Source organism: Trichocoleus desertorum AS-A10, from assembly GCF_039962155.1.
GTDB lineage: Bacteria > Cyanobacteriota > Cyanobacteriia > FACHB-46 > FACHB-46 > Trichocoleus.
Genome location: NZ_JAMPKN010000047.1, coordinates 1 through 26272, shown reverse-complemented (window position 1 = coordinate 26272; position 26272 = coordinate 1). Strand labels below are relative to the sequence as shown.

Annotated in this window: 26 protein-coding genes; 16 read left to right on the top strand and 10 right to left on the bottom strand. The window is 46.4% G+C overall.

The genetic code is table 11. The features are described from left to right. Window positions 1-408: 408 nt before the first annotated feature. Complete coding sequence (locus NDA01_RS27095; protein ID WP_348230451.1) at window positions 409-894, top strand: ester cyclase; 486 nt, start codon at window positions 409-411, stop codon at window positions 892-894. A gap of 120 nt (window positions 895-1014) precedes the next feature. Further along, window positions 1015-1467, top strand: coding sequence for a GNAT family N-acetyltransferase (locus NDA01_RS27090; RefSeq protein ID WP_190442356.1), 453 nt, complete (start codon window positions 1015-1017; stop codon window positions 1465-1467). Window positions 1468-1879: 412 nt separating this feature from the next. On the opposite strand, the gene NDA01_RS27085 is transcribed toward NDA01_RS27090, so the two are convergent. The 3 genes from NDA01_RS27085 to NDA01_RS27075 form a co-directional block, all read right to left on the bottom strand. Continuing rightward, window positions 1880-2164 (bottom strand): DUF8639 family protein, encoded by a 285-nt coding sequence (locus NDA01_RS27085; RefSeq protein WP_348230452.1) that lies wholly within the window; start codon window positions 2162-2164, stop codon window positions 1880-1882. A 285-nt stretch (window positions 2165-2449) separates the two neighbouring features. After that, window positions 2450-3031 (bottom strand): LLM class flavin-dependent oxidoreductase, encoded by a 582-nt coding sequence (locus NDA01_RS27080; RefSeq protein ID WP_199295905.1) that lies wholly within the window; start codon window positions 3029-3031, stop codon window positions 2450-2452. Between the two features lie 26 nt (window positions 3032-3057). Continuing rightward, complete coding sequence (locus tag NDA01_RS27075) at window positions 3058-3453, bottom strand: nuclease A inhibitor family protein (RefSeq protein ID WP_190552923.1); 396 nt, start codon at window positions 3451-3453, stop codon at window positions 3058-3060. A 144-nt stretch (window positions 3454-3597) separates the two neighbouring features. Here NDA01_RS27075 and NDA01_RS27070 point away from each other — a divergent pair, with 144 nt between their 5' ends. Next, a complete protein-coding gene (locus NDA01_RS27070; protein ID WP_348230450.1) occupies window positions 3598-4068 on the top strand; it encodes a DUF732 domain-containing protein in 471 nt (156 codons plus the stop codon). Between the two features lie 171 nt (window positions 4069-4239). Here NDA01_RS27070 and NDA01_RS27065 read toward each other — a convergent pair whose 3' ends face one another. Then, complete coding sequence (locus tag NDA01_RS27065) at window positions 4240-4956, bottom strand: DNA/RNA non-specific endonuclease (RefSeq protein WP_242024460.1); 717 nt, start codon at window positions 4954-4956, stop codon at window positions 4240-4242. Window positions 4957-5782: 826 nt separating this feature from the next. On the opposite strand from NDA01_RS27065, the gene NDA01_RS27060 reads away from it, so the two are divergent. Both NDA01_RS27060 and NDA01_RS27055 read left to right on the top strand, forming a co-directional pair. After that, the gene (locus NDA01_RS27060) at window positions 5783-6457 is read left to right on the top strand and encodes a MotA/TolQ/ExbB proton channel family protein (protein ID WP_242024461.1); all 675 of its coding nucleotides are present in this window, start codon (window positions 5783-5785) and stop codon (window positions 6455-6457) included. Between the two features lie 38 nt (window positions 6458-6495). Next, window positions 6496-6909 carry an ExbD/TolR family protein gene (locus NDA01_RS27055; protein ID WP_348230449.1) on the top strand — a complete coding sequence of 138 codons (414 nt, stop codon included), beginning with the start codon at window positions 6496-6498 and terminating at the stop codon, window positions 6907-6909. 76 nt (window positions 6910-6985) lie between these two features. On the opposite strand, the gene NDA01_RS27050 is transcribed toward NDA01_RS27055, so the two are convergent. After that, window positions 6986-7909 carry a hypothetical protein gene (locus NDA01_RS27050; RefSeq protein WP_348230448.1) on the bottom strand — a complete coding sequence of 308 codons (924 nt, stop codon included), beginning with the start codon at window positions 7907-7909 and terminating at the stop codon, window positions 6986-6988. A gap of 735 nt (window positions 7910-8644) precedes the next feature. Here NDA01_RS27050 and pstS point away from each other — a divergent pair. From pstS to pstB, 4 genes are all read left to right on the top strand, one after another. Then, the gene (gene pstS / locus NDA01_RS27045; protein WP_190435336.1) at window positions 8645-9682 is read left to right on the top strand and encodes a phosphate ABC transporter substrate-binding protein PstS; all 1038 of its coding nucleotides are present in this window, start codon (window positions 8645-8647) and stop codon (window positions 9680-9682) included. Window positions 9683-9808: 126 nt separating this feature from the next. Continuing rightward, complete coding sequence (pstC, locus tag NDA01_RS27040; protein WP_348230447.1) at window positions 9809-10831, top strand: phosphate ABC transporter permease subunit PstC; 1023 nt, start codon at window positions 9809-9811, stop codon at window positions 10829-10831. Between the two features lie 6 nt (window positions 10832-10837). After that, window positions 10838-11755 carry a phosphate ABC transporter permease PstA gene (gene pstA / locus NDA01_RS27035; RefSeq protein WP_348230446.1) on the top strand — a complete coding sequence of 306 codons (918 nt, stop codon included), beginning with the start codon at window positions 10838-10840 and terminating at the stop codon, window positions 11753-11755. 3 nt (window positions 11756-11758) lie between these two features. Further along, on the top strand, window positions 11759-12610 hold the full coding sequence (gene pstB, locus NDA01_RS27030) for a phosphate ABC transporter ATP-binding protein PstB (protein ID WP_348230445.1): 852 nt from the start codon (window positions 11759-11761) through the stop codon (window positions 12608-12610). A gap of 107 nt (window positions 12611-12717) precedes the next feature. On the opposite strand, the gene NDA01_RS27025 is transcribed toward pstB, so the two are convergent. Further along, window positions 12718-15183: an alkaline phosphatase family protein gene (locus NDA01_RS27025; protein ID WP_348230444.1), complete on the bottom strand. Its 2466-nt coding sequence runs from the start codon at window positions 15181-15183 to the stop codon at window positions 12718-12720. A gap of 189 nt (window positions 15184-15372) precedes the next feature. Then, window positions 15373-17652 carry an alkaline phosphatase gene (locus tag NDA01_RS27020; protein WP_190552932.1) on the bottom strand — a complete coding sequence of 760 codons (2280 nt, stop codon included), beginning with the start codon at window positions 17650-17652 and terminating at the stop codon, window positions 15373-15375. Window positions 17653-18291: 639 nt separating this feature from the next. On the opposite strand from NDA01_RS27020, the gene NDA01_RS27015 reads away from it, so the two are divergent. Continuing rightward, window positions 18292-18531 carry a hypothetical protein gene (locus NDA01_RS27015; protein WP_348230443.1) on the top strand — a complete coding sequence of 80 codons (240 nt, stop codon included), beginning with the start codon at window positions 18292-18294 and terminating at the stop codon, window positions 18529-18531. A gap of 399 nt (window positions 18532-18930) precedes the next feature. Here NDA01_RS27015 and NDA01_RS27010 read toward each other — a convergent pair whose 3' ends face one another. Then, window positions 18931-19116 carry a DUF8621 family protein gene (locus NDA01_RS27010; RefSeq protein ID WP_190552934.1) on the bottom strand — a complete coding sequence of 62 codons (186 nt, stop codon included), beginning with the start codon at window positions 19114-19116 and terminating at the stop codon, window positions 18931-18933. A gap of 180 nt (window positions 19117-19296) precedes the next feature. On the opposite strand from NDA01_RS27010, the gene NDA01_RS32055 reads away from it, so the two are divergent. Both NDA01_RS32055 and NDA01_RS32050 read left to right on the top strand, forming a co-directional pair. Next, window positions 19297-19665: a response regulator gene (locus NDA01_RS32055; RefSeq protein WP_431193541.1), complete on the top strand. Its 369-nt coding sequence runs from the start codon at window positions 19297-19299 to the stop codon at window positions 19663-19665. After that, window positions 19662-20048, top strand: coding sequence for a winged helix-turn-helix domain-containing protein (locus NDA01_RS32050; RefSeq protein ID WP_431193540.1), 387 nt, complete (start codon window positions 19662-19664; stop codon window positions 20046-20048). The genes NDA01_RS32055 and NDA01_RS32050 overlap by 4 nt, the downstream gene beginning before the upstream one ends. A 496-nt stretch (window positions 20049-20544) precedes the next feature. On the opposite strand, the gene NDA01_RS27000 is transcribed toward NDA01_RS32050, so the two are convergent. Further along, the gene (locus tag NDA01_RS27000; protein ID WP_348230442.1) at window positions 20545-20943 is read right to left on the bottom strand and encodes a cupin domain-containing protein; all 399 of its coding nucleotides are present in this window, start codon (window positions 20941-20943) and stop codon (window positions 20545-20547) included. A 514-nt stretch (window positions 20944-21457) separates the two neighbouring features. On the opposite strand from NDA01_RS27000, the gene phnD reads away from it, so the two are divergent. The 3 genes from phnD (at window position 21458) to NDA01_RS26985 (ending at window position 24898) form a co-directional block, all read left to right on the top strand. Then, on the top strand, window positions 21458-22354 hold the full coding sequence (phnD, locus tag NDA01_RS26995; RefSeq protein WP_348230441.1) for a phosphate/phosphite/phosphonate ABC transporter substrate-binding protein: 897 nt from the start codon (window positions 21458-21460) through the stop codon (window positions 22352-22354). A 73-nt stretch (window positions 22355-22427) separates the two neighbouring features. Next, window positions 22428-24326, top strand: coding sequence for a sensor histidine kinase (locus tag NDA01_RS26990; protein ID WP_348230440.1), 1899 nt, complete (start codon window positions 22428-22430; stop codon window positions 24324-24326). Window positions 24327-24484: 158 nt separating this feature from the next. Beyond that, complete coding sequence (locus NDA01_RS26985) at window positions 24485-24898, top strand: hypothetical protein (protein ID WP_190552938.1); 414 nt, start codon at window positions 24485-24487, stop codon at window positions 24896-24898. Between the two features lie 56 nt (window positions 24899-24954). Here the strand turns inward: NDA01_RS26985 and NDA01_RS26980 are convergent, their stop codons facing one another. Further along, complete coding sequence (locus NDA01_RS26980; RefSeq protein WP_348230439.1) at window positions 24955-25200, bottom strand: hypothetical protein; 246 nt, start codon at window positions 25198-25200, stop codon at window positions 24955-24957. 764 nt (window positions 25201-25964) lie between these two features. Between NDA01_RS26980 and NDA01_RS26975 the strand changes: the two genes are divergently transcribed. Continuing rightward, window positions 25965-26272, top strand: a 308-nt coding sequence (locus tag NDA01_RS26975; protein WP_348230438.1) for a DUF6009 family protein, incomplete at its 3' end; no start/stop codon positions are given.

Here is a 26272-nt window from a genome sequence, read left to right as displayed (position 1 = left end):
TCAAACAACCCCCGTTCTTTCAACGGTTCTGGCCCTCTTGGGTTTCTCAGATGTCAGTACAATAGCGGCATTGCTAAAGCTTGAACAGCTTTTCGTCAAAATGAGAATTGCTGAAGAGATGAAGCACTGGAAACAACCCAGAATTCAATAGGCGCACCGCATAACCATTCTGGTGCAGCGAACTGATCCAGAGCGCTTGTAGTATTGCAAAGGTGTTGATAGCCGCTGACCGCGGCCATTCTACTGCTTCAATTTCGGGTTGTGAGCGTAGTCGAAAAGTTATTGGTCTTTCCATAAAGTCAATGTGCTTTGAGGATAATGGTTGAGGCAGTGTTTTGAAGTTAGCTCGAAAGTTGGGTCAAGTTCTCTTAGTCGCCGCGTTACAACCTAGCCAAAACGAAGTTCTGTATGGTGATTGAGCAAAACAAAGCCCTCATTCTCCAGTTCTACAAAGCCTTTGACGATCGCAAAATGGAGCAAGCCTTAGAGCTTTTGGCTCCAAATTTTGTGGCTCACTTGGCGGGTGTACCTGAGCCATTAGACGGGGAAGGATTTAAACGGTTTGGGATGTCATTTTATTTAGCCTTTCAGCAGGGGGCGCACATCTTTGATGAGGTCATCATCTCCGAAGATAAAGTGGTCACTTGTGGAAAATTCACCGCAACGCATGTTGGAGAGTTTCAGGGACTTCCGCCTACAGGTAAGCAGATTAGCTTGTCTATCATGCATATTGATCGAGTGGAGAATGGAAAAATCGTAGAGCATTGGGGGCAGGGCGATGCACTTGGATTGATGCAGCAGTTGGGGATCGTTTTCTTACCAGGTCCGAAACTATTGCCATATATCCTCAAGGGAGCTGTATCTAACCTGTTTAAGCAAGCCGAACGTAGTTGACAGCAGCAGTACAACCTCAATGCACTCGACACTCAAGGGAACACCAGCGAATCCAGGTTGTAATATGCAAAAGGACTTGATGAACTGCAAATCCCTTTCAGGTCTATTGGGCTATTTGACATGACATTTTCCATTCGAGAACTTGGCCCAAACGACCTGTCAATGGCGCAGCAGCTTTTCGAGATGTGGCGGCAAGAGGACAACGTGACCAAACCGCCGCCTTCGTCCGAAACTCTGCTGCGCTTGCTGTCACGCCCTGATTTTCACGCCGTTGCTGCATTGCGCGAGGATGAAGCTATCGGCGGCCTAACAGCTTATGAGTTGGAGATGTATACCGAAGCGGCTACGGAATTGTTCATCTACGAGGTCGGCGTCGCCGTCGCGCATCGACGGCAGGGCGTGGGCCGGGCCTTGGTTGAGTTCGCCAGAAATCTATGTCGTTCGCGTAGCCTGAGCGCACTCTATATTCCTGCAATGGCTGATGACGCTCGTGCTGTTGCGTTTTATCAAGCAACTGGGCTCAAGCGCGAAGATGTTGCGTGGTTCGTGCAGGAGTTCGAGGACAACTTATGAAAATTCACTCTAAACATCGGCAAAAGACATGGCTGAACTTACCAATAGCTGCCGAACAACAGCGCTGCACCGGAACGTAGCAATATACTCGGTTAAGTGGCAAAGGTTATCTGCGCCCAGTGAGCGCGATCGCTTGAATTCTCAATCGTTTGAGGCGTACTATAAAAAGCACGCTACTATTCGTTTTCAGCAATGTTTGCAAGCAACGTACAACCCCTCCTCGCAAACCGAAAAATTAAGAGGTGCGATCGCAGTGTTTTGATCACACCCTTTCATGCCCTCGGTTACCTCAAAGACTTTGTCCAATTTAGTCCTAGTGGAAACTTAGCGCCATTATCCGCTAGGACTAGGTTTTGAGGTCGCAGCGGGGAAAGCGGCAGCGGTATCTTCGATATTTTACCCTAGTTGAGATTTAGTAGTCGCTATCTGCAACACATATCCCCTGGCACTTGATGCCATTGGTTGCTGTTCTCAAGCAATGGCGGCATAAGATCTCCTCAGAGCTTGATCCTGAATTACTTTCGCCGTCTTCATCCACCTGTAACGTGTTGTCTTTAACCGTTGCGATCGCCTCAACTGGATTCATAGTGCCTCGTTCTAGATCTACACCGTCTTGAATAATGCTAACGAAATGGGCGGAATTGGCTCTTATGTATCCATCCCCCACCACAAGCAGTGGTGCTATACCAGTCGCCACGCGGCTCAACAGATACACTAATGGCGGTCATGTCTAAAGGGCATTGAGCCGAGATACGTGTAATTCTTTATCACATCGCCTTGAAATACAGGCTAGGTCCGCACTCTAGCTTTTTGTCCTTAGCTGTAATTCGTGAAAACCTTGAATAGTACAGGTTTGGACTACTTATGACCTAAGTACTACTCAGAAATCAGTAGTACATACCCTATTTTCTAGTTTATCTGAAGCCTGAAACCCTAATTCTCTCGTTGAGTAGTTGTAGAGGGGCGCAACTATTCAACAGGATCAGCTATGTTCTATGCAAAAAGCTGAAAGCAAGACGCAACAAGGCTTTGATATCCATATGATAAATTTTTGTACGTATCTCGGCTCAATGCCCTCCTGCTCTCGGTTGACGTTATGCAAAACCAATTCATCAAAGCCTACTTCAATATCCTTTTGTAACCAGGCAATCTGCTGCTGTGGATCGGCTGAGATCCGGACGTGTTCATTTAGCTCTTCTGGTGCGACAAATTCTCCAGCGGCGTCAAACTGCTGCGGTGTTCGTAGCTGCGTCATCAAAACATTCTTAAAGATATTGTTGCACCATTGTTCGTGAGCTTTTTGACGAGCTATGTCGTCCGTGTGGTCGTAGGAAAGCTGCACTTTCAAAATCATGGGCTTTCCTTCCCCCCCTCCGCGTCGGAAAGCATCAACGACTCGTTTGAGTTTTTCGGGTGGGCGTGAAATGGTAATCAGCCCGTCGGCCCAGCTCCCCAAGCATTTGGCAGTTGCTTCTGTAACGGCTGCCCCAATAATTAGCGGTAGAGTGGTAGGGCGAGAATAAAGTTTGGCTTCTTCAACGCAAACCAACCCGTGATGGGTCACCCTCTCATTCAGCAACACCAAGTTACTTATGTTTCAACCAATTTTGTTGTTAATCCTGCCAAGTCACCAGAAACAGTTTTACCAACAATGTAAATATCAACATTGATAGTGCCGACTCGATAAACTTGAATCTTATTCAAGTTTGATTTTAAGGTTTCTATCAAGGTCTGAAATCGTCCTACCATTAATTTCTGATTCTCATCATGCCAGTCTCGTGCTTGAGCTAGGTTACGAAAAAAATACTCTAGTTCTATAATTTCAGCCGGAGAATTTTGTAAGTGGTCTGTAAGGCGGAGTAGCTTTTCGATAGTTAAAGGCTCTTGGGCTTGGCCTTCCCATAAAAATACTTCAAACGGGCAATCTGACTCACTTGTCATGAGCAGTCCCTCACTTGATTTTTTCAGTGATTCAACTACACTCATCTCACACTCTCTTTTATATCTAGATATTAGCTAGAAAACATAGTACCAAGATTAGTTTATTGTCAAATTCATTGAATTCAGAGTTCCTATTGATGTCGCAATTTTTGTTATAACTAACATTGTCCTAAGATGATATTTGATTTCATGGAGTATTCTAATCAGCTTAAACCAACCTTGTTTGCTATTAGTGGTCTCATAATCATGATTGGTGCCAGTCCTGCTTTTGGAGAGCTGATAGAGACCTCATCCGCCCCAGTTTTTCCAGTCATTGCAGATCCTAAAGACACTATTTGTCATATGCAGAGGCCAGACGGTATCATTCTAAAACTGGATGATTTGTGTGGAACTCCAGAGACCATTCAACCCTTATCTGCAACTGATCAAAACTTCATCAGAGATTATAGAAGTTTATTGGAAACATATCCTGATGAAAGCCCTACTTTACTACCTCTAACTAGCAGCAATCCACAAGCGATCGTACAAAAAGCTAAAGATGTTTGTAATGCTCTCGATCTCGGTACTTTTATTGAATTTCGCAAAACTCAATCTCCTGCTGATATCAACACGATTAATGCAATCGCCCCTAGATACTATTGCCCAGGCTTTGATAACTAGTGCCAAGCTAATCAGTAGCAGAAGATCATATGTAAGTTTGAACGTAGATAGAGCAACTGACAGGCTTGTGGCTCTAGGAGTTTTTAAGAGTTTGTTCTTGCTAATTTCTCAATTGAGTTGTAGAGCCCTTACTTTTGTAAGGGCTTGGAAGCGAGTTGAGCCAACGTTCAACTATTGGGTGGGGCCACTGTCTACTCTAGACTCAACTACAGATTGCACAGAGGAACTGACATTGGAGAGGAAGTTGTAGCCTGTTTTAGATTCAATAGCATCTACTGTGGTCCGGTAGGTTCCCCAGTCTGCATATCGGTTGCCATTCACATTCGGTGTGTCGATGGCAATCACACGAGTTGATGTTGTGACTCCTGTAGCTCCTGTGCCAGGATTGGTGACCACAATAATTTTGTAGAGTCGAGAAGGAACAGAAATTTTGCCTCCTGCGATGGTGCTTTGTTGACCATACCCTCCAGAGATAATGTAGAGTTCTTTACCCTGATTGGTCACTAGCGATCGCGCATAGCTCTCTAAACTCGCCCAGTATCCCTGATTATTATCAGGGGCTTGGGGCAAGATATTGGTCATTAAAAAAGTGGCAGAGTTATTAGTAATTGTATTAGTGCGATCGGCAGAAGGAGACATATGGCCGCGATCGTAACCACTACCTGTGTAATCGGAGCTAACAACTCGGTACCAACCACTGGGTAGAGTAGTGTCAGCACGAAAATCATCCTGACGGGGAGCGCTACCCAACCAAGAGTTATTTAATTGCCAGCTTACCCAGTTAGCAATCCGTTTAGAGTTGTTATAAGACAAGGCATACTGTGCTTTTTCCATTAAGTAGTTTGTGGAATTCGTAGTGCTCGTTGTAGCACCACTTGGGTTTCCCATTGTTAGATGTACTCCCGCAAAAGCAGGAAGTCCCTCACTCAATAAGATAGATAGAGGTAATACCCATAGAAACTTGTTTTTTAGCTTCGTCAATGATTTCGAAGTGAGAACTGGAAACATAGGAGTCAACAACTAAAAAATAAAATACTGAACTGAGCAAAGCTGTTTTGGTTGCTCTTTGTTGAACTCTTGTGAGCAACCTTATAGAAACTAATTTACCAAGATTAAAATTAAGATAAGGGTTAGTTAAAGTTTATTCCTTACCTCAGAAATATTTGCAAACATAGAAAAGGGAATCAGTTGTTGCTGGAAAAAATCTATAAAGAATTAACGTCCTAAAATTGAAGGCTATTCAATTTTAGGAACTGAATATGCTATTTTGACGTTGCCAGATTTACAAGCCCCGCCAGTGGATAAATAGTAATAAATACCTTTCGCCTACTTTCAGTCTTAGATATAAAATTAGCTCGACTGCGCTTGAGCCACTTCTTTTTACTTAATGACGAAAGAGGAACAGTAGTTTTGTTAATAGCTCAATTTATTGATTAAAAGCTCCATAACTTCACTAAAGGTTTTAAGCTATTTGACACTTGAAATTGCCATCATAAAGTTTGCCAAAAGTAATCTAATAACTGCTGAAGAAGTTTATAGGAATAGAACTTAACCGCAAGTTATCTTTTTGCTTACGCTGCCTTAACTATGTAGGGAGCATAGCTCAGGTATTCTGTAGACGGTGAATTGATTGCAGTCAAGAACTGAAGAGCTGGCTGTTTCTAAAGAAATCATGGCTAAAGTATTTGATTTATTCTTAGTGGGGGGTCCTGTTATGTGGCCCCTTTTAGGTTTGTCTGTTGCCTCTGTTGCCTGTGCCCTAGAACGAGCTTGGTTTTGGTTCAAACTACTGCGGCAAGAAGACCGCATTGTCCATGATGTTTTAGAAGCTGCTCGCTACGACCTAGAGAAGGCGATGACGATCGCTCACCAAGCTCAAGATCTATCGATTGGTCGCTTCTTACTAGCACCCTTGAAACTAAACCAGCCCACTCCTGAAACATTTCGCTTAGCCATGGAAGCAGCTGGAGACAAAGAGTTTGTCAAAATGCGTAAGGGCGACAAACTCCTAGAGACTGTTGTGGGCATAGCACCGCTGCTGGGTCTGTTGGGAACTGTTACAGGATTGATCACAACTTTTGCCAACCTCAACATTGGGACTGGCGGTACCGCAGCAGATACAACAAAAGCCGCTGCGGGGATTGGCGAGGCGTTAATTTCGACAGCAACTGGAATGATTGTGGCGATCATGGCTCTGGCTTGCTTTCGGGTATTTGTGACCTTACAAGCTCAACAGATGGACTATTTCTCAGAAGCAGGCAGTGAGCTAGAGCTGATTTATCGGCAGTTTTGGTATGAACCGCACCAACCTAGCCAAACTTCACCAAAATATGCGATCGCCTCCCGCCCCACCGCTAACGATGCGGTCGTTTCAGTTGAAGGACACTAACTCAGCTAAGTTAAACACCAAGTTAGGCACAGAAAAAGATGCGATTTAAGTCTCGTCAGAACAGAGCTGAGATGCCAGAGTTAAATCTGCTTCCCATGATGGATGTGATCATGACTGTTCTGACATTCTTTATTATTGTCTCCATGACGCTGACCAATCAAAAAACAGTCAATATTACTCTACCCAGTGCTAATACCAGTACAGAACTGCAAAATACTCCTGATCCCCTGGTAGTGGGCTTGAATCGGCAAGGACAAGTCTTACTCGCTGACCAGCCAACCAATGAAGTAGCACTAGCGCAACAGATGCAAGCCTACTTGGTGCAAAATCCTAAGGGAGCAGTGATTCTGAAAGCAGATAGCAAGTTACCCTACGAACAGGTAGTAAAGTTGCTAGCAACCATGCGAGATGTGGGAGGCGATCGCGTTTCCCTAGCTGTGGATGAGAGTTAAGCGATCGCCTGAGAACTTCCCAGAAATCGTTCCAGAAATTGTTTAGGAGCATTGAGCAGAGTCACTCAGAACTTAGTTACATCGGAGAACTAGTCCAAACAGTGACAATAGTTCCAGTGCCATCTTTGGTTGGTACTAGATTCAGGTAGCCCGTGAACTTACCCTTCTGAATTTGATAAAGCAATCCTCCACCGTACTCACCTGAAGAATTGGCTGAAACCGTAAAACCGTTACCTTGGAGAGTAGGCGTTATGGTGCTGATGAGAGTTTGCTCAGGCGTTTGCCCTCGGACGACCTTTAGATCGCCGTAGATCTCTGAGTTGGGAGTTGGGGTAATCTCAAAGCCTTCTGCATCAACACCACCTAAACTCTCATAAAACCTTTCAGGCTCTGTGAAATCCTTAGGAGTGGCGTTGATACTGTCAGTAAAGTCCTCACCATTAATGCCTGCCGTTCCAGTTTCGGGAACTAGTTGTGCTAAAACATTGCCCAACTCAACCGGAACTTCTACAGCTTTTTTCAGCTCGTCTAAAGTGCGGGGTGCATCGGCGAGAACATAGACAGTTCCAGTTCCCTCAATCTCAATCAAGCTGAGATACTGGGTCAAACCTGCTCGCGAGAATTGATAAACTTTTCGATCTATTTCATCTATTTCTAAGCGCTGCTCATACTGTTTGGCTGGCAGCTCTTTTTCAAAATAAGCCGCTACTTTAGCGAGAGGATTGCCTGTCTGAAAGCAGGAAGGAATATCGAGACAGCCAGCCTTAGCGCCTGGAAAGTGTGGAAAATCCTCTAACGGGTTGGTAGCGGTGGGTGCGAGTGCCTCTGCATCTGTGGGTGCGGTTGTCTCCGTAGGTGCAGGCGTAGGGCTAGAAGTAATAGGCGTGGGGTCAGCCACTACCGCTTGAACCCGTTCAAGCGGTAGTGGTTTAGCAATAGCTGGAATGATCGGTTGGGATTGGGCTGTGCGAGCGATCGGTAGACGCACTGCTTTTGGCATAGTTGCCAGAGTTTGCGGTACAGGTTTTTTAGCGGTTGACTTGATACTCGAAGGTTTCGTTGTGGGGGACAGCTGGGTGATTTTGACAGTTTTTTCAGATTTTGGAGCGGTAGCCTTATGGTTGGCAGCTGTAGGGATTAACAAAAGTAGCCCATGTAGACCAAGAGAGATCAACAACATTGGTCGAACCAAAACTCGCAAAGAATCAGAGAGATTTTTGTTGGTATAAGCTTGGATCATGGACTTAGGGTAACTACTAATTACTGAAGAGACCAGAGAATTTTTGAGCTAAATAAATTCAAAACTAACTCAAAATTCTATCTTTGGTTAAAGCAAGTTTAGCTAGGAATTAAATTAGGATTTTCTGAAGTGTTTTTAAGAGTTGTGCTTCACTCACTTGATTGTGCAAAGCATGTAGTTATTTGTTCAAAGTCTGAGAAATTAAAGTAACTATTCGGTGCGGTAGCTCTACCTCCTCTGGTGCTTGTAGAAGTTGAGGTTTATTTGATAGCTCAGAAAATCTTATCGAAAAGTATATCAATGAATTTAGTTAAGAAGGTTAAGAATTGAGTTGAAAAATAGCCAAAAATCTAAAGATTAAACAGTTTTTCAACCAAATTTAACTTACTCTTATCTATCCATTTACTTAAACTTAACTGGTCAAATTGTACGGTTGTCAGTGGTTGACCAAGCACCGATCGCTGCTGATATTTCCTGATTGAGGACAAGGCAAATATGGTTGTTTTTACGACCGCTTTTCGTCGTACAGTTGTTGCCTCAGTTGCAACGGTTTCTCTTACATTTGGCCCGCTTTCGACTGCGATCGCCCAAGCATTAACCTTAAACGGCGCAGGTGCTACTTTTCCCGCCCCGCTTTACGAGCGGTACGCTGCCGAAATCAAAAAGAAGTATCCTGACATGCAAATTAACTACCAAGCCATTGGTAGTGGTGGCGGTGTTCGCCAAGTCATTGCTGGCACGGTTGACTTTGGTGGTAGCGATGCAGCCATGACCGATGCCCAAATGGCAGAGGTAAAAAATGGTGTGCTGTTGGTTCCTACAGCAGGCGGTGCAGTTGCAGTTGTTTATAACCTCCCTGGTGTTAATAACCTGAAGCTTTCTCGTAAGGTTCTACCAGCAATTTTTTCAGGCCAAATTACTCGTTGGAATGACCCTAAAATTGCTGCTGACAACCCCGGTGCCAAGCTGCCTGATCAGCCAATTAAAAGTGTTGTGCGGGCAGATGGTAGTGGTACAACTTTTATCTTCACCAATCACTTGAGTGCGATCGATCCTTATTTCAAAGGTCGGGTGGGGGTCGGCACAGCTCCAAAGTGGACCACCAATCCCATCAAAGGTAAGGGCAATCCTGGAGTTGCCGCTCAAGTCGCTCGGACTACTGGTGGCATTGGCTATGTTGAGTACGCTTACGCCAAGCAAAACAAGCTGCAAACGGCCCAAGTGCAGAATAAGCAGGGAGCGTTTGTTTCTCCCTCGTTAGAAACAGCCAACAAAGCGCTAGCGGCAGTTAAGTATCCCGACAACTTCCGCGTCTTTGAAGGAGACCCTGCGGATGGCTATCCGATTGCAGGTCTTACTTGGCTAATGGTGTACAAGCAGTATTCAGATCCTGCTAAAGCTGAGGCCGTCAAAAAGATGGTGGAGTGGGTTCTAACAGAAGGCCAAGATCTTAATGATGATCTAGACTACACCCGAATTCCTAAATCTGTGGCCGATCGAGCTAGAGCTGTAGTTAAAAGCAATGTGAAGTAGATTGCGCTTCAAGCAATCAAGTTGTCATCAACTACAACTACTGTGAGGGCATCTTCAACAGAGATGTCCTCTGCCTGTCTCTTCTATAAACCTTTCTTGGCTTAGCCTGACTCAATCTCTTCATCTATGTCTGACTCAGCTGAATCGATTGATAAGTTCCTCAAGGCCGCTACGAATCCTTCCTTAGCGCTGCTACTAGATCCAGAAGCTACTGTTCCTGATCTCAAACTTGCTCGGGGACAAAACTTTTGGCTCGACCAAAGCTTCACTTGGTTAGTCAGAGCTTTGGCTCTGGGAACAGTTTCTACTTTACTGTGGATAGGTTGGGTTATCTTTCAGCAAGCACAACCCGCTATACAGCGATTTGGCGTTGGATTCCTGTGGAGTCAAGATTGGGATGTAGGTGAGTTGGTGTTTGGAGCATTGCCCTACATCTATGGCACCCTGGTCAGCTCTGCAATCGCCCTATTGCTAGCAGTACCGATTGGCGTTGCGGTGGCTCTAGTCACGAGCGAAGATTTTTTGCCTCTTTGGGTGCGATTGCCCTTTGCTTTTATCTTGGAGTTATTAGCTGCTATTCCTAGCGTCATTGTGGGTTTATGGGGAATCTTTGTGTTGATCCCCTTCCTCCAACCTATTCAGCAGTGGCTCTATCAACTATTAAAGTGGCTGCCCTTATTCAGCACAGAACCCTTTGGACCCAGCTTATTGGTGGCAGGGATCATCCTAGCCATCATGATCTTGCCCACGATCGCGGCGATTAGTCGAGAGGTGCTGCTAGCCCTTCCCCAGGAGCTTCGCAGTGCTTCAATGGCCTTAGGGGCAACTCGGTGGGAAACGATTGTGGGTGCGCTGCTACCTACAAGTGGGTCTGGAATTTTAGGTGCAGCTACATTGGCTTTGGGACGCGCTTTAGGCGAAACGATGGCAGTGACGATGGTAATTGGCAATTCTCCTCAAATTAGCCTGTCTCTTCTAGATTTGGGTTATACCATTCCAGCGGTTCTAGCCAATGAATTTGCTGAAGCTTTAGATGCACTACATGTCGGAGCCTTGATGTACTTGGCCTTGATCCTGTTTGTGCTAACGCTGCTCGTCAATGTTGCAGCGGTGCTGATGATTCAAGTAGTCAGTCAGTCTCGTCGATAAATTCTTATGTCAACGAATTCAGTTCCCACTCCTCCACCCTCTATAGAAGCCAATTTTGTAGATACACTCAGTTGCCCCCTCTCGCTGCGTCGAGTGCTCTTCAGTTATGGGATGACTGCGATCGCCTTCAGTTTAGCGGGACTAGCGCTCCTGCCACTACTCGCAATTTTGGGCAAGATCCTAGCCGCAGGAGTTCCTGCATTTAAGTGGGAAATGCTAGTATCGCTGCCCGCTCCTGCTGGAGTTGTAGATGTGCCTAATGGATTTGCCCATGCCATTCTAGGCACCTTGACAATGGTAGGCTTGGCTTCCTTGCTCAGTATCCCAGTTGGCATCTTGACCGCAATCTTTTTAGTAGAGTTTAAGGCGGATGTGGCTTGGGCCAAGATCGTGCGCTTTATGACGATAGTTCTGAGCGGTGTACCTTCCATTGTCGTGGGCGTGTTTGCGTATGGGGTTATTGTCCTAACCACTCGTAGCTTTTCTGCGATCGCAGGGGCATTTGCACTAGCTGTGATTATGTTACCTATTGTGGTGCTTACCACGGAAGAGGCTTTGAAGCTGGTGCCTCTGTCTCAGCGCTTAGCTTCTGCTGCTTTGGGAGGTAGCCAACTGCAAACCACCTGGCGCGTTGTTATCACCTCAGCTTTACCAGGCATTACTACGGGTATTCTGCTTGCGATCGCTCGTGCAGCAGGAGAAACAGCTCCTCTTCTGTTTACAGCCTTGTTCAGCCAAAACTGGCTGGAAGGTTTGACAAGCCCTACCCCCTCCCTATCAGTACTCATTTTCAACTATTACAACGAGCCTTACCCCGAACGGAGCCAATTAGCTTGGACAGCTTCGTTGGTGTTGCTGTTACTTGTGGTAGTTACCAGTCTAATCTCACGTTTTCTCACCCGTAGTCGCCTGAAGCTTGGCTAAATTATGTCGTTTGATCTCCCTGAACCTGCACTAGATGCTAGCACTCACCAAACCCTTCCTACCTCTCAAAATGTTCTACAACCTTTGATTCCTGCTTTTGATGTGGTTGGCCTCACCTTCGCTTACGGCAATCATAAAGTTTTGGAGGATGTGACGATCGCAATTCCTCCAAGACAGGTGACAGCAATCATTGGCCCTTCCGGATGTGGCAAATCAACCTTTATTAAGGCGTTGAATCGCATTGCTGAGTTGGAAGGAAAAGTTCAGGTCAAAGGTCGTGTCGAATTTTTTGGCCAAAACATCTATCATTCCCGTGTCAATTTGAACCAGCTACGACGGCAAATTGGCATGGTCTTTCAAAAACCCAACCCTTTCACCATGAGCATCTTTGAAAATGTAGCTTATGGCGTGAAATTGCTGGGACGACCCTCCAGAGATAAGCTAGATGAAATTGTTGAAGGTGCTTTACGAGGGGCGGCTCTCTGGGATGAGGTCAAAGATAATCTCAACAAATCTGCTTTAGGATTATCTGGTGGTCAGCAACAGCGGCTTTGTATTGCTAGAGCCTTAGCAGTACAGCCAAAAATTTTGCTGATGGATGAACCTTGCTCCGCCCTCGATCCGATCGCCACAATGAAGATCGAGGAATTGATCAGCAGTTTGCGCCAGCACTTAACGATTGTGATTGTCACTCACAATATGCAGCAAGCCTCACGTATTTCCAACTCCACTGCATTCTTTACGACAGATGAAACACGTATCGGTCGTCTAGTAGAGTTTGGTCCTACTGCAAGGATCTTCATGGAGGCCAGCCATCCTAGCACCCGTGACTATATTGAAGGACGATTTGGCTAAACAAGTTGTTAGTATTCTAGACCTGTGTCTCACCATGCTCGAAACTAATCTAGGGTATTGGCTTCTGAAAAGTTACCAACAGATCTAGAACACCACCCAAAATCTAATTAAGCCAAGGTAAAGTTTGAGGTTCTTGCATTCATCCCTTCAATTGCAGTGGAGGCTTCCAGGTCACTGATGCCAGAGATTGCATTGATAGCCTCTTCACCCAAGAGGAGGCTGCCTTGTCCTAAGGAAGTGGCGAGATTAGCAACATTGATGACTTGATCAAGATTGATCCAATCATCAACAACATTGAGGAGGCGATCGCTATCTAAGTTGAGAATATTTTCTATGGCAGTCGGATCAATCTCTCCTAGGAAATTAAAGGCATCAATAATCTCATCTCTCACGCCTGATAATAGCAGCGGATTATCATCGACGATGCCCAGAACATCATCTTCCAGTCGTTCAAGGGCTGTTTCAAAATCATTCGAGCCTGTTTGGTTAAAGATTGATGTCCCTTCTACCGTCGGCGCTGGTTCTACATCCAGCAAATCAAGAATTGTGGGCGCAATATCAATGCTGCGAACTCTTTCAAGGTCAGAGAGCGCGTTTGCATTAAAATCAGGTCCAATTGCCAGAAAGCTCGCTTGCATCTCTGGAAGATTCGGGTCATACCCATGTGCACCATAAAAGCTGGGTACGGAGAAGATGGGTTGTTGCTCTCCTGGAGGCACCTCATCGCCTTTGCGCTGGACTGATGGCTGAAACCCGTCGAAGTTGTAGCCCAAGCTTAGAAGGGCAAACACATCGCCCGTGTCTTGGCCGATGAATTGGCTGGTAGCGTTGATAATATCCTGAGCCGTGGGGTTACTAGGGATGGGGCGTTGGTAGATCTTGTCGAACAGAGCAATGTCTTCCTCTGAGGCATAGATGAAGTTTTCATCCTGCAAGCCTCTCAGCGTGCTTACAACTTGTTGTTGCAGTGCCTGGTATTCGCTGGATTCAACAGTACCGTTTGGTTCGCGCCCTTTCAGGTTAATGTAAATGTTCACCGCTGGTCCACTGGTCACTGCTCGGACCTGATTCAAGTCAAACCCAGCGTTGGCCAGAATGTTATTCATATGGACGGCAGTATGGAACGGCGCAAATCCGTGGTCAGAAGTGATCACGATGTTGCTGTTTGGCACCCCAGCTTCATCGACTCCCACGGCGTCAATCACACGCTGTACAGCATCACTGGCAACTTGATAAGCATGCAAAACATAGTCTTGGAAGCGATCAACCTGAGCCGGATCTTGCCCCACACCAATAGAGTTAGGGTTACTGGGGTCTGTGGCTTGGCGGGGGTCCGTCAACAAGAATTGGTGCTGAGCCCCGTCGGGTTGCTCTAGATAGCCCAACACCAAATCGGCATCAGGATTTTGCTGGATGCCTCGCAACAAGACATCTGTCTGGTACTCCACAAAGGTGTCAATTAAAGCTTCATCTGCACCTTCTAATTCGAGATCCGGGAAGGTTTCAAGCCCTGGTGAGATACGCTGAGCAATGCGGAAGTCGGGCTGGGGTCGCCAAAATCCAATTGTGTTATTGATGTCGTTCACATCGGCAATCACTGCTGGATTATCAGCGGGGCGGGGAATGTAATTCGCAGAGGTCCGGATGAGGCGAACTGTAGAGAGATCAGTAGCCAGATTTGTGAGAATAAAGGAGGTACCGACCACGTTATTACTGCCCTCAAAGAAGAATGGGCGAATCGTTTGGTTGTAGGGATTGAGAAAGGCCGATCCGGTTGAGGGGGCGTTAGACATTGGTTCAATACCACGATTGGCATCGAAGACAACTGCTTGGTTGTAATTCACCACTCGGTCGTCTGTGGTATCAATCGCTGCAATTTGCAAGTCATAGGCATTGCTGCTACCTCCAGTAAGGCTTCCTCGTCCCTGAGCAGGAATGTCTTCTAACTCAGCAACTTTGACATCGCTGAATGAGGCCATCCCTAGCCGTGCCAGCTCTTGTGCAGCTGCTTCTGGAGCAACCGTGAAGTCTGCTGCATCCAAGCTAAATCCTTTGGCACCAAGGCCGCCAAAAGCACCAAATGGGACCGTGTAATCCACCGTTCGGATATCGCTGGACTGGATGATAGGGGCAGGATCAACTCCTGGTAAGCGGATAATGGCTCCATCGGCACCAGGGAATGTCGCTGCAACTACTTTCTTGCCCGCTTCTCGTAGCTTTACCCACAAGGGCTCAGCAGTCAAAGTTTCATCCTCGTGTGCTCCACCTGGGTGCAACGCATCATAGCCACCGATAGGAGCACCGAAGCCGCTGATATTGGTGTTGAAGGGGCTTTTAATAAGATGGAAGGAGTTGGCATTAATATCATTTCGAGCAGCACTTGAGCCCGTTGCGATCGCAATATGACTCGGTGCTGTCAAGGAAGGTGTCACGACAGTGCTAGGAACAAATACACCTTCTCTAGCAATCAGACCAAGCCCTGTATTGGGATTGAGTTGTTCTGTCTCCACATAGTTCTTGAGAATGGAGAACGTTGCGCCATCTAATGAAATGACAATATTTTGAGGAGCCATAGTTATCCTAATTAACGCGGACTGCCTTATCCTGAGGTGTTAGAAACGAAATTAGAGCATTAATTCACCGCTCTCGTCGATTCAAATATTGATGGCTCTTGAGGCTGAGCCAACCGCAATTCACAGTTCAATCACCTCATCAGTAATGCTGACAAGGTGATTGAACTCATTCATCTTCGCAATGGCGAACTAGGCAAAGACAAAACTCTCACTTGCCAGAGTATTAGCTTGAACTCCTGTGAGAACTGCAACAGCCAAGGGGAAATCGCTGACCACAATCCGGGTATCAGCACCAGTTTGGATGAGAGATAAGTCTTCAAACTCAGACACGCCAGATAGACCAGAGATGCCAATGACATCGGTTCCTGCTCTAAAGTCGCGAATCAGATTGCCAGAATTAGGTAGGCTACCAAAAGCGATCCAGAACTGATCTCTACCCTCACCGCCAATCAAGGTATTGCCGCCTGTTCCAGCAAACAAAATATCGTCTCCGTTGTCTCCAGCGAGGCGATCGTTAAAGCCGCCAATCAGGATGTCATTACCATTGCGGCCATAAACTCGATTGCTTCCTTGTCCTGCGGACGCATCGAGCAAGTCAGCGCCATTGCCACCAAACACAATTTCATCAGTGGCAATATCGAGGACATCCCCACCCGCTCTGGCAAATCGGGGGGTACGCGCTGGCAGAGCTTCGGCTTGCTCTTGGGGAATGGGAGGGGCAGGAAGTGGGGCCGCTCCTTCAGTAATCGCCGCATACATGGTTTGATAGATGTGAACTTGATCAACAAGCCCTTCAATTCCTGGAACCTGTTCTCCATAAGCTTGATAGCCCTGCCCCACTAGACTATCAAGGACTTCAGAGCCATCACCTTGGTAGTAGACCGGGACGGGACGGTTCGTGTGGGATCCCCAACCATATTTAATGTCAGGGTCAGAGCCGAAATAATGCCCGGCTGATTCAGGCGTATGCTCCTCATACGTTAAGGCTTCTGCACCCTTTGCTTGCAAGAGTTCAGGAAAGTTTTCATTCAGGGTCAGGTAATGGTCGTGGTCAGCGGTGACAATCAAAAGGTTTTCTTCGAAGCCGCCGTTGTCTCCGATCCAGTCAACTACATTACTAACAGCTCGGTCAAACTCCAGGGTTGTGCCAATGAGATTGTCCAAGTTGTCATCGTGTAAGCTCCAGTCGATGTCGCCTCCTTCGACCATCAACCAAAACCCATCTTGATCCTCTTCTAAAACTTCCAGAGCCGCAGTGGTGAGATCGCTCAGCGTTGGGTTCTCATTGCGCTCAGTTGCAATGAATTGTTCCTCTGTTTCACCGGGCGCAAGCGGACGCTCAATATCGGGTTCTGGAATTTGATCCTTCTCATCTCCAGAGGTCGAAGCAAACAGCGAGAATTGGTCTAAACCTGTGAAACCATAATCCCCATTGGCACTGGGAACAGGTAAGTTCCCATTTTGTCCTCGGGCTCCATATAAACCCAAAAGCCGCTCTCCAGCGTCGGGATCAATTTCTGCGGCAGTTTCTAGCAACGTTTGGGCAGCATTCGTTCCTCGTTCTAAGAAGTTATAGCCATAAAGGTTGCTGTTAGGATTGTTGCTCAGCTCTTGATAAGTTGACTCAGTAATGAACGTAAAATCAGGCTCAACCCCCTCCGGCAGAGCAGCTTCGTCTACGCTAGATAGGGGATGTCCTCCTCCGAGCAGAACGGTGGGTTGGTACACCCGTAGTTCTTGCTGCAAGATGTTATCTAGCCCTGGGAACTCATCGTCGTACTTACTACGACGGTTGACATTAGCAGCAGCAGCCCCAGGCGTAGCATGATCAATGGGTACAGAAGAGACGAGACCGGTAGACTTACCGAGTGTGTTGGCCGTTGCCAGAATTGTTTCTAGAGGTTGTTCGAAAATATCAACGCCCACCGCGTTGTTGTAGCTCTTAACCCCCGTGTAAAGAGTTGTGGCTGTATTAGCAGAATCGGGATAGCTGTACTTGATGTACTCTGGATCGCTCCCTGGCGTCCAGGGAAGCTCACCACCCCGTTCTGGGTCATAGCCCACTAAGTTACCCACGACTCCTGCCTCTACTGTTGCCCCACCCGAAGAGCGAGTGCCTGGATTGAAGGCTGGGTTGAATTCGAATCCAGGGCGAATCGGGGTAGAACCGGTTAGTGGACTGTCAGAAGCTGGTGGAATCGGACCTCTTAAAAGCTCTTCACTGTTCAGCCGGGCAGAATTTCCGGTACTGTAAACGCCTTCCTGGTTGGGAATAGTCGTGCCGTAAGTTGTCGCAATGGCATAATTCTTCAGCCCTTGAAAGCTGAGCCCCTCACCCTTACCTTCTGTATAAAAATCACTTAGCTTAGTGCCAATTTGTCCTTGTTGAATTTGCTTCGCGATCGCCGCAGCGCGAGCAGGTTCCCAACCCATCCCATCACCAATCATGATAATGACGTTCTTAGCCATACAAATTTCCGTGATCCGTGATTAGAGTAAAAAACGAGAGTACCTCTAAAAAATAAAAATGATTTTTTACTTAGAGTTAGAGGAATTCCAATCGCAACTTTGATTTGACAGGTGCCTACCCTGAGAAATAAGCCCCATGCAAAAATTGACACTCAAAAATTAAGAAGCTTTTAAGCGCGATTTAAGTAGTGATGAATTAAGGCTAGAACTAGCGCAATGTTTCTAAATCTATATCAATGGAGGAACAATCAGTTCGAATCTGCAATGGCGAGCTGAAATCCATCAAAATGTAGACGTATTGCTTTTTATACAAATATCTTCAAGACTATTTCCTAGCTAGAAATAAGTAATGCACTGAGCCTTTCAAATACGTTAAAAGATTTGTCATTATTATTCTATAAAAACATATGATTTGAGCAGATAAATACTAAGTGTATTGCTCAAAAAATAAGTAAATTTATATACCCAGAAATAGATCAATATGCTATTGTTTTACTAAAAAATTTTCTTATAATTAACAAAAATTAGAAGCCCCTTAAAAAGGGATGAAGGTCAGCTTTAATGCTGTGCCTCCCTCAAAACGAGCGCTTAGACTTACGATGGTAGGGCAGGCTCAACTTACTTACGTTAGGTCACGATATGTCAGCTCAAGGACCCACAAGCGGCGAAGCAAAAGAAGCTTATAAACTAGCTTTGTTTCAGGCCGCCGAAAAAGCATCCAGAATAGTTGAAGAATCTTTGTCTTCTAGCGAGACTGACACTTCTGAGAAATCCAAGAAAGCTGAGGTTAAGAGGGCACTGGAGTTACTGGCCATTGTAGAAGGAGGGGAGTCAGTTCAGAGCGGCGATTCTCTTTCAAGCACAACTCTGTCACTCTAAACAACGCAATTCTTGAAATCGCTTTAGATTAGCTGAGTTTGTAATTCTGCATCAAACTTGTAGTGCATCCCGCTTCTCGGTTAGCGCGATCGCTCCTAGATCACTGTTTACGCGATTGATGATGTCAGTTTATTGTCATTCGCTGCTACTAGGCTTGCTTCCACGGAGCGTGGTTTTCACCTTCTGTGACGCTGAGTTAAACAGCTGTTGCCTTCCAGGTAAACCATTGCTTGCGGATTTGGGAAGATACTGGAACAGCTCTTTAACTCAAAGGAAGTAAAACTACTAGTAGGGCGATCGCTTACCTTCCAGAACTTGGTTGTCACACGACACCTAACAGTTCCCCAGCTTGCAGAACCAACCACCAATAGATGGTTGCACGATGAAAAAACAAACGATCTAACTGAGTTCCGGCTTCAGCCATAAGAGGGCACCGACTAAAACTCTTTGTCGTTGGCAGTCTACTTCCGTCACAGCCCAGTGAATCGGCTCTCCCTGCTTTTGCAATTCAGCCTCAATCACTCGTTCCAGTTCTAAAGCTGAATCCTGTAAGACCACTTCTATGGTGATTAAGCAGCTAGTCATACTCTGCCCTCCCAGTTATTGCTCATTGCCACTATTGTATGGTTAGCCCTCTGGCTCCAGACGCAACTGAAGAAAGATTTCACTCTTCACTCACTTAGCTAGGCTGACGACTCATCTTAGATTTCTGCTCTCTCACTACCTGGCTTAAGCCAACGACTTCATTTCAACTCCACCACTTTTATGCATTCACCCGAAGCTCTTACCCTTTCACAGCCCCCTCAGCACTCTAGGATTCTGTTGGTTGAAGATGAAGGAGCCATTCGGGACACAGTCGCTCTGCCCTTGCAAGCAGAAGGATTTCAAGTCGTAGCAGTAGAAGATGGTCGGGAAGCTCTCGAATGGCTTCAGTACGCTACACCTAAACGACGGGAAGGAGACGAACCATTCGATCTCATTATTCTGGACCTCATGCTACCGTTCATTAGTGGATTGGATGTGTGTCGTTTCATTCGCCAGCAGAGCCATTCGACGCCAATTCTCATCCTCAGTGCGAGAACGGCAGAAGCTGATATTGTCATGGGATTAGGAGTGGGGCTGACGATTATTTGACCAAGCCCTTTAGTCTCAGGGAACTCATTGCCCGGTGTCGAGTTTTGCTGCGTAATTATCAGGGTTTTGTCGTTAAACCCAAAGAACAAGTCCTGAGATTTCAAGACCTAGCTCTAGATCGTCAGCAGTGTCGGGTCACGCTACGAGGGAAAGAAGTCACAGTCTCCCCGAAAAAGTTTGGGCTTTTGGAGATATTTATGAAGCATCCAGGTCAAGTCCGATCGCGCGAGGATTTACTGGAGCAGGTTTGGGGGTTGGACTTCATGGGAGATTCCAAAACCGTGGATGTCCATATTCGTTGGTTGAGAGAAAAAATAGAGACTGACCCTAGCAGCTCTCAATACATCCTCACAGTCCGAGGGTTTGGCTATCGACTTGGTTAATTGTTGAAGTCGTGATGTCAGCCTCAACACTGAATAGGCATCGAAAACGAATAAACTTACCATATTCTCTTTATTTAGACAGAGAATAGACCAACCGAACATCTTTAAGCTTGCTAACAACTAAACTCGTTGGACAGTAAAAGTGGAAGATGAAATAGAGAAGCTATTAGCCCAACAAGCTGAAACAATCGCAAGACTCAAGGACTTGCTGGGTCAGATTCGCGGTCTTGTGAGCCGATTTCAAGACCTTAAGCAAGAAAATGAGTTACATCACCCCTTTTGTGGTTGTTGCAACGAGCAACAAGGCAAGTAGCGCTCAGCGATTAGGAACTAATCCACTAGCGATCGCCCCCTCGAATTGCAGCTCTGACACCTCTAGATAACGTTGAACTGCCTGCAAGCTTCGATGCCGGGATATCTCTTGATCACCCGCAGCCGTATCCCGCGTTACTCATCTGAGTTAAAGCCGTGCGTCTGAAACTGTGAGCGCTGACTCTCAACAGTCCCAAGCGATTGCAGTATTTTGATCAGGCCTTTCACTTAATGAGACCAGATAATATCCGGCGTCGCTTGGGGACACAACTGAAATAAAAACTAATGGCTCCTCACCGTTATTAATGACTCCGTGCACACACCCCATAAAAGCAACGACTATATCCCCGGCAATGATGGGTTGTGTCGTACCTACTTGATCTAGATAATATTCTCCCTTCCCAGATAAAATGGTCCAGGTATCTTGGCCATGGGGATGGACGTGAGGGAGAATCGTTTGTCCTGGCTTGACGTACCAGGCAACGACGACAGCATCTTTAGATTCCGTAACAACAGAGCGAATAGGCTCCCCTTCGGTTGGCTGAAGAAATTGAGAACTGTCGAATATCCTAGTCGTACTCATTTTGATCCTCTCAGGATGGGCAGCACCTTCCATCAGCAGGAACAGCGGCGCTTTCAGGTGCCTTGACCTGCGATTGTCCCATTAACGGGTCGTATACATTGTTTCAGCCGTAACTAACAAAAGTTTTGCAATCAATCGCCCTCCCTTCCAGCTTCGCCTTGGTATAGTAGTGAAGAAATTTCGGTCACTAAGGCTAGAAAGCTTATAAACAAAAGCTTTCAGCCGTTGGCTCAACTAAATACTTAATGGCTCAAACTGTCTGGCTTTTGACTGTTTTTGGTGTAAAGGTAGCGAAAGGATACTGTTGATTACTTCCAGCGGCGAGGGGAAGAATCTCATCAGCCGAGACGTTTCTAGAGCATCATTATCTGCGTTTAGAAACGTCTCGGCTGATGAGGTTTGAGTGCTGATGGATGAACTTACGCCAGTTTCGTTTCCACTTCTTTCAGCCGTCCCGTTGCTAATCAAACGCAAAGTTTGGGCACTTTTATGGAGTATTGGAGCGGCCAAAACTATGAAACGTCGTCATTTCCTCTGCACTGGCTTATTAGCTGTTGCTGGTTGTACGACCGCCACGCGCACCTCAACGAAGCAAGCCTCAACGCTAAAAACGATCAGCCAACCGGAGAAACTGCGCTTTGCAGTATCAGATGTGAAAGGACTTGAGGATTTGCAGAAAGACTATGGAGCCTTGCAGACTCTCTTGGAGGAAATCTTAGAGAAGAAAATTGAATTTTTTCCTGTAGAAAGCTACATTGCTGCTGCTTCTGCACTTCAGCTTAATCAGGTTGATTTGGTGTTTACGGGTCCATCAGAATATGTTGTGATGCGTGCCAGAACCAAGGCCATTCCGATCGTCGCGATCGAGCGTCAGAAATATTACTGTGTCATTGCAACACAACTAGGCAGCGGGATTCAGTCGGTTGCAGAGTTAAAAGGTGATCAGACGATCGCCCTGTGGGACGTTGGTTCAACCAGTGGTCACTTAGGACCAACCAAACTACTGATTGATGCCGGTTTAGATCCCAAAACAGACCTCAAAATTCAGTTCTTGGGCAAGCAAGGATTACCGGCGCTTCAGAGAGGTACCGTTGCTGCTTGGGGTGGCTCGGTCAGCCGCTATGACAAGTTTCTCAAGTCTAACGGACTGTCTGAAAAAGACTTTCCGATTCTGGCTAAGGGTCCTACCTTGCCGGCTGATCCATTTGTGGCAAGCAGCCAGCTCGATCCAGCTTTTGTGGAGCAAATTCAGCAGCGACTATTGCAAAACCAGGACCGGATATTGAAGGCGATCGCGCCTGCGGATGGCAACAAGTTTGATGGGGCCAGGATGGTGCAGGTGAATGACACCGACTACAACATGATTCGTGATGTTTATAAAGCCATTGGACAGGGCAACTCTGTTTCTTGATCGAGACCACTTTTTACCATCTTGCTTAAATGCCAACTCCGCTGCCTGCAACCAGCTATAAGGCTAGCTTTTTATGCTATTTCAAGCAATCCAACGTTTTGTAAAAAGAACGGACAGACCTTCTGCACTTTCCTCCATTGAGTACACTCAACAAACGCCTTTGCTCAAAAGGCTGAGCCAGCATTGGAGCATTGCACACAAAATCAGTGCTGGCTATGCTTTGTCAATTGGTATAGCCGTCTTGGGCACAACCATTGGGTTGGTGACCGGAAATTACTATCAGGAAAAAGCCCAGCAACAGCAAGCGCTGACAAGCCAGCAGCAACACCTTTTGAGTGAGCTAGAGAACACGGTTAATCTGATTAGGATTCATCCACAACGGCTGATGGGGGTGCTGGGAGAATCGGTCTGGTTTGACTATGAAAGAACCAAGTTTCTGGGTTCAATGAATCAGGTGAAAGCTCTGCTCGTCGAATTTGAGTCTTTCACCGACCAACATGCTGCTGCATTAGCGATTGATGCCCAAGCATCAAAGGATTTAGCAAAAAGTTATACCGTTCACATTGAGGCCTATCGGCAACTGACAGAAGTTCTGTGGCAGCAGTTGCAGCCTACAGATTTAACGGCAACAGAAATAGCAGCCGCGCAACAACAGCTTCTAGCGTCGCTAACAAACCCGTCTTTCAGCAAAACCAACATTGAGCTAGACCGCTTGACCGAAAGCTTGACTCGGCTTAAAGCTGAGGCCAAAGCGCAACATGAGCAAGCGATCGCTCAGGTGGCACAAGCTGAAGCACTGCGGATGCAAATTGTTGTAGGCAGTATGCTGCTCTCGGTGGTCATGGCAGTAAGGCTAGCGGTCACTACTTCACGCGCGATCGCCCGACCGCTTCAATCAGTGACCGAGTTTGCTAAAGCAGTGGTTCAAGAGTCCAACTTTAAGTTGCAAAGCCCAATTAGCACCCAGGATGAAGTAGGGTCACTGGCAACGTCATTGAATCAATTAGTGCAGTGGGTTGGAGAATACACCAGTGCATTAGAGCAAGCTCGTCAGACAATGGAAAAGCGGGTTGAGGAGCGTACGCAAGATTTAACTGAAGCCCTGCAAGAACTGAGACAAACTCAATCACAATTGATTCAAAGTGAGAAAATGTCTAGTCTGGGTCAGCTAGTGGCTGGTATTGCCCATGAAGTCAACAATCCCGTCAGTTTCATTCACGGAAATCTCAAACACGCTGATGAATACTCCCAGAATTTGTTGGGGTTGATTCAACTCTATCGGCAACAAAACTCACATCAAACGGCGGCTGTGCAAACCTACGTTGAGGCGATCGACTTAGATTTTATTGAGGAAGATCTGCCTAAGCTCTTTGCCTCTATGAAAATGGGGACGGAACGCATTCGGCAAATTGTATTGTCATTACGCAATTTTTCTCGGCTGGACGAAGCCGAAATGAAACCTGTTGATATTCACGAAGGCATCGAAAATACACTGCTCATCCTCGATAATCGTCTGAAGCAAGGCATTCGCCTGATTAGGGAGTATGGAGCTTTGCCATTGGTAGAATGCTATCCAGCCCAGCTTAACCAAGTATTCATGAATTTGATTGCAAACGCGATCGACGCATTGGAAGAATACCAGGTGACCGATAAAGCATGCAGTATGGACAACGCTCAAGCCTCAGTTCTCCATGCCCAGCCTTCAGTCCCTAGCATCACCATTCGCACGGAGCAAGTAGATCAGCATCACGTTTCCATTCAGGTTTGTGATAACGGTCCAGGCATTTCACCTAACGTTCAAGCGAAGCTTTTTGATCCCTTTTTCACAACAAAATCGATTGGTAAAGGCACAGGGCTAGGGCTCTCTATTTGCTATCAAATTATTGAAAAGCATCGAGGAGAAATTAATGTGATTTCGGAAGTGGGACAGGGCACAAAGTTTGTCATTTTGCTGCCGCTGCAAGGGGTATGAACATTGTTCTTGCGACTTGGAAGGTTAGGCTCAAAGAGATAAGAGTTCTAAGCAGGCATGATCACCCTGCTTGACTGACAAAACTAAGAAGCTGGGAAGTGAGTGAGAACACTGAACTCGCGCTTAAATGCATGATATTCAATACTTGCTGTTGAAGTATGCATAGACTTATCTATAGCGAGTGGCTAAGCTTCAAACTGATTGCTTTATTGGGAGCACTTTCCAAATTGGGGTTGGCTTACCTGACCTTGACGGCAGTCCTTGGAGCATTGACAGGGCTATATTTTGCCCTCTTGCTCGGTTTTGTGGTCTACCGCTTGGGAAACTCTAGGAACGATGATGAAGCAAATTTGATTCTTTCTTGTACGCTAGGGGGTTGGCTTGTTACCCTCTTACCGCTAGTCTTGGTAGCTAGCGTCGCAGTTTTTTGCAACCAGGAACCTGCGAGTTGCAGTTATCCCGTTTCATCTTCCGTAGCTGGCTGGGCCGTTTTAGCCGTTGGGGCTGTCCCATTCTTAGGGGCCGTCCTAGGAGCAGTGACATACTGGCGATCGCTAAGAAGGCGGCAATAGACAGAGTGAGAACTCGCCAGTTTAGGCATCCTACAGACCTGCTAAAGCTTGAAATTTTACAAAACTGAGGATAGCCCGATTAAGCGACCTTGACTGCGTCGCTTCAACCACAATCGACAAACTTCATCCACAAATTGCTGCTCTTCAGCCGTCAATAACTCATCTGGTGTATCAGCAGCCAGAAGCTTAGCAACTTGTGCGGCCCGGCCCTCAGGTATGGCTCGATGAATCAGTTCGACCTGAAATAAAAGTTCTTTACGCTCCGTTGACCAACTAAACTCGTTTGACGTGAACCAACCCAATCCGGAACAGGCAACTCCACGACTTGCTATTCATCCTTGCTGATCCCCTCAGATGAGCAATCTTGCCTAAGGAGGAAACTGCGGGGGTTACTTCTGTGCCACAGCAATGCTTTTAGGACAAGGAATCGAACTAGGGAAGCTACTAGGGGATAGCGACAGGATACATGTAAAAACCTGCAAGATGCGCCTTAAACAACTGGCACGTAAATCTTTCAGCCATTTACCAAAAGAACCTGAGTAATTGCGGGAAGCTACAACTATTCAACGGAAAAAGAGGCTTTCAGCCTCCCAATCCGCTTCAAAATGAGGCATGTACTAGTGATTTTTGAGTGGTTCTTAGTTCAAAAGTAGGCCAAACCTCTACTACTGCAAGCTTTTACAGGTTTGCTTCAAGAGGCCAAAAGTTGAGATGCTTGTCTACTAAGCAATTGAACCCTATCTTGCAGGTTTTTACATGTATCCTGTCGCTATCCCTCTTAGAGAAAAATGGCCTTTTTTACACAAATCATTGCAGACCTCCAAAACCGCCAGGGTCGGCTTCCATAAAAAGTGATCGCTCCTACTTCTACCTAGCAGGGCGATCGCTTACCTTTTGAAACTTGATTTTACTTTACCTTGTATCAGACTCCACCCAATAGCCCTGCATCAAATCGGTACAAATTCCTTAGTGCCTCTTTGCATCAGCGCTAGATATGACTGACGAGTCCTTCTCGTGCCCTTGAGAACTTAAGATAAAACGCAGTTGGGGATTGAGTAGGCAAGCTATGCGTGGGGTAGGGATTGAGGCTGAATCCGAAATTGTCTGGCTGCAAGACACCACCCATATAGACTATGTCCGAGAGGAGGCCTGGTCTACAGCCGAGCCCTACTGTCCTCCACCAAAAATTTATGGGCAAACAGTGGTAGGCTACTCTGTCCTGAAGCTAGGAATTAAAACTGAGCGCGGTGTTTATACACGGCGTCTCTTTACTCTGAGACCTCATGATCGCTTTTACGACCCACGAGGCATTTACCAAAAGAGTTTTCCTATGGAAGCAGTTGACCCTAAAACGGTTCAGCCTGGGATTAGAGG

Excerpts from the sequence above, each read along its gene's own strand:
- NDA01_RS27095 (WP_348230451.1), top strand. The coding sequence starts at position 409 with ATGGTGATTGAGCAAAACAAAGCCCTCATTCTCCAGTTCTACAAAGCC.
- NDA01_RS27090 (WP_190442356.1), top strand. The coding sequence starts at position 1,015 with ATGACATTTTCCATTCGAGAACTTGGCCCAAACGACCTGTCAATGGCG.
- NDA01_RS27075 (WP_190552923.1), bottom strand. The coding sequence starts at position 3,453 with ATGAGTGTAGTTGAATCACTGAAAAAATCAAGTGAGGGACTGCTCATG.
- NDA01_RS27070 (WP_348230450.1), top strand. The coding sequence starts at position 3,598 with ATGGAGTATTCTAATCAGCTTAAACCAACCTTGTTTGCTATTAGTGGT.
- NDA01_RS27065 (WP_242024460.1), bottom strand. The coding sequence starts at position 4,956 with ATGGGAAACCCAAGTGGTGCTACAACGAGCACTACGAATTCCACAAAC.
- NDA01_RS27060 (WP_242024461.1), top strand. The coding sequence starts at position 5,783 with ATGTGGCCCCTTTTAGGTTTGTCTGTTGCCTCTGTTGCCTGTGCCCTA.
- NDA01_RS27055 (WP_348230449.1), top strand. The coding sequence starts at position 6,496 with ATGCGATTTAAGTCTCGTCAGAACAGAGCTGAGATGCCAGAGTTAAAT.
- NDA01_RS27050 (WP_348230448.1), bottom strand. The coding sequence starts at position 7,909 with ATGCCAAAAGCAGTGCGTCTACCGATCGCTCGCACAGCCCAATCCCAA.
- pstS (WP_190435336.1), top strand. The coding sequence starts at position 8,645 with ATGGTTGTTTTTACGACCGCTTTTCGTCGTACAGTTGTTGCCTCAGTT.
- pstC (WP_348230447.1), top strand. The coding sequence starts at position 9,809 with ATGTCTGACTCAGCTGAATCGATTGATAAGTTCCTCAAGGCCGCTACG.
- pstA (WP_348230446.1), top strand. The coding sequence starts at position 10,838 with ATGTCAACGAATTCAGTTCCCACTCCTCCACCCTCTATAGAAGCCAAT.
- pstB (WP_348230445.1), top strand. The coding sequence starts at position 11,759 with ATGTCGTTTGATCTCCCTGAACCTGCACTAGATGCTAGCACTCACCAA.
- NDA01_RS27025 (WP_348230444.1), bottom strand. The coding sequence starts at position 15,183 with ATGGCTCCTCAAAATATTGTCATTTCATTAGATGGCGCAACGTTCTCC.
- NDA01_RS27020 (WP_190552932.1), bottom strand. The coding sequence starts at position 17,652 with ATGGCTAAGAACGTCATTATCATGATTGGTGATGGGATGGGTTGGGAA.
- NDA01_RS27015 (WP_348230443.1), top strand. The coding sequence starts at position 18,292 with ATGTCAGCTCAAGGACCCACAAGCGGCGAAGCAAAAGAAGCTTATAAA.
- NDA01_RS27010 (WP_190552934.1), bottom strand. The coding sequence starts at position 19,116 with ATGACTAGCTGCTTAATCACCATAGAAGTGGTCTTACAGGATTCAGCT.
- NDA01_RS32055 (WP_431193541.1), top strand. The coding sequence starts at position 19,297 with ATGCATTCACCCGAAGCTCTTACCCTTTCACAGCCCCCTCAGCACTCT.
- NDA01_RS27000 (WP_348230442.1), bottom strand. The coding sequence starts at position 20,943 with ATGAGTACGACTAGGATATTCGACAGTTCTCAATTTCTTCAGCCAACC.
- phnD (WP_348230441.1), top strand. The coding sequence starts at position 21,458 with ATGAAACGTCGTCATTTCCTCTGCACTGGCTTATTAGCTGTTGCTGGT.
- NDA01_RS26990 (WP_348230440.1), top strand. The coding sequence starts at position 22,428 with ATGCTATTTCAAGCAATCCAACGTTTTGTAAAAAGAACGGACAGACCT.
- NDA01_RS26985 (WP_190552938.1), top strand. The coding sequence starts at position 24,485 with ATGCATAGACTTATCTATAGCGAGTGGCTAAGCTTCAAACTGATTGCT.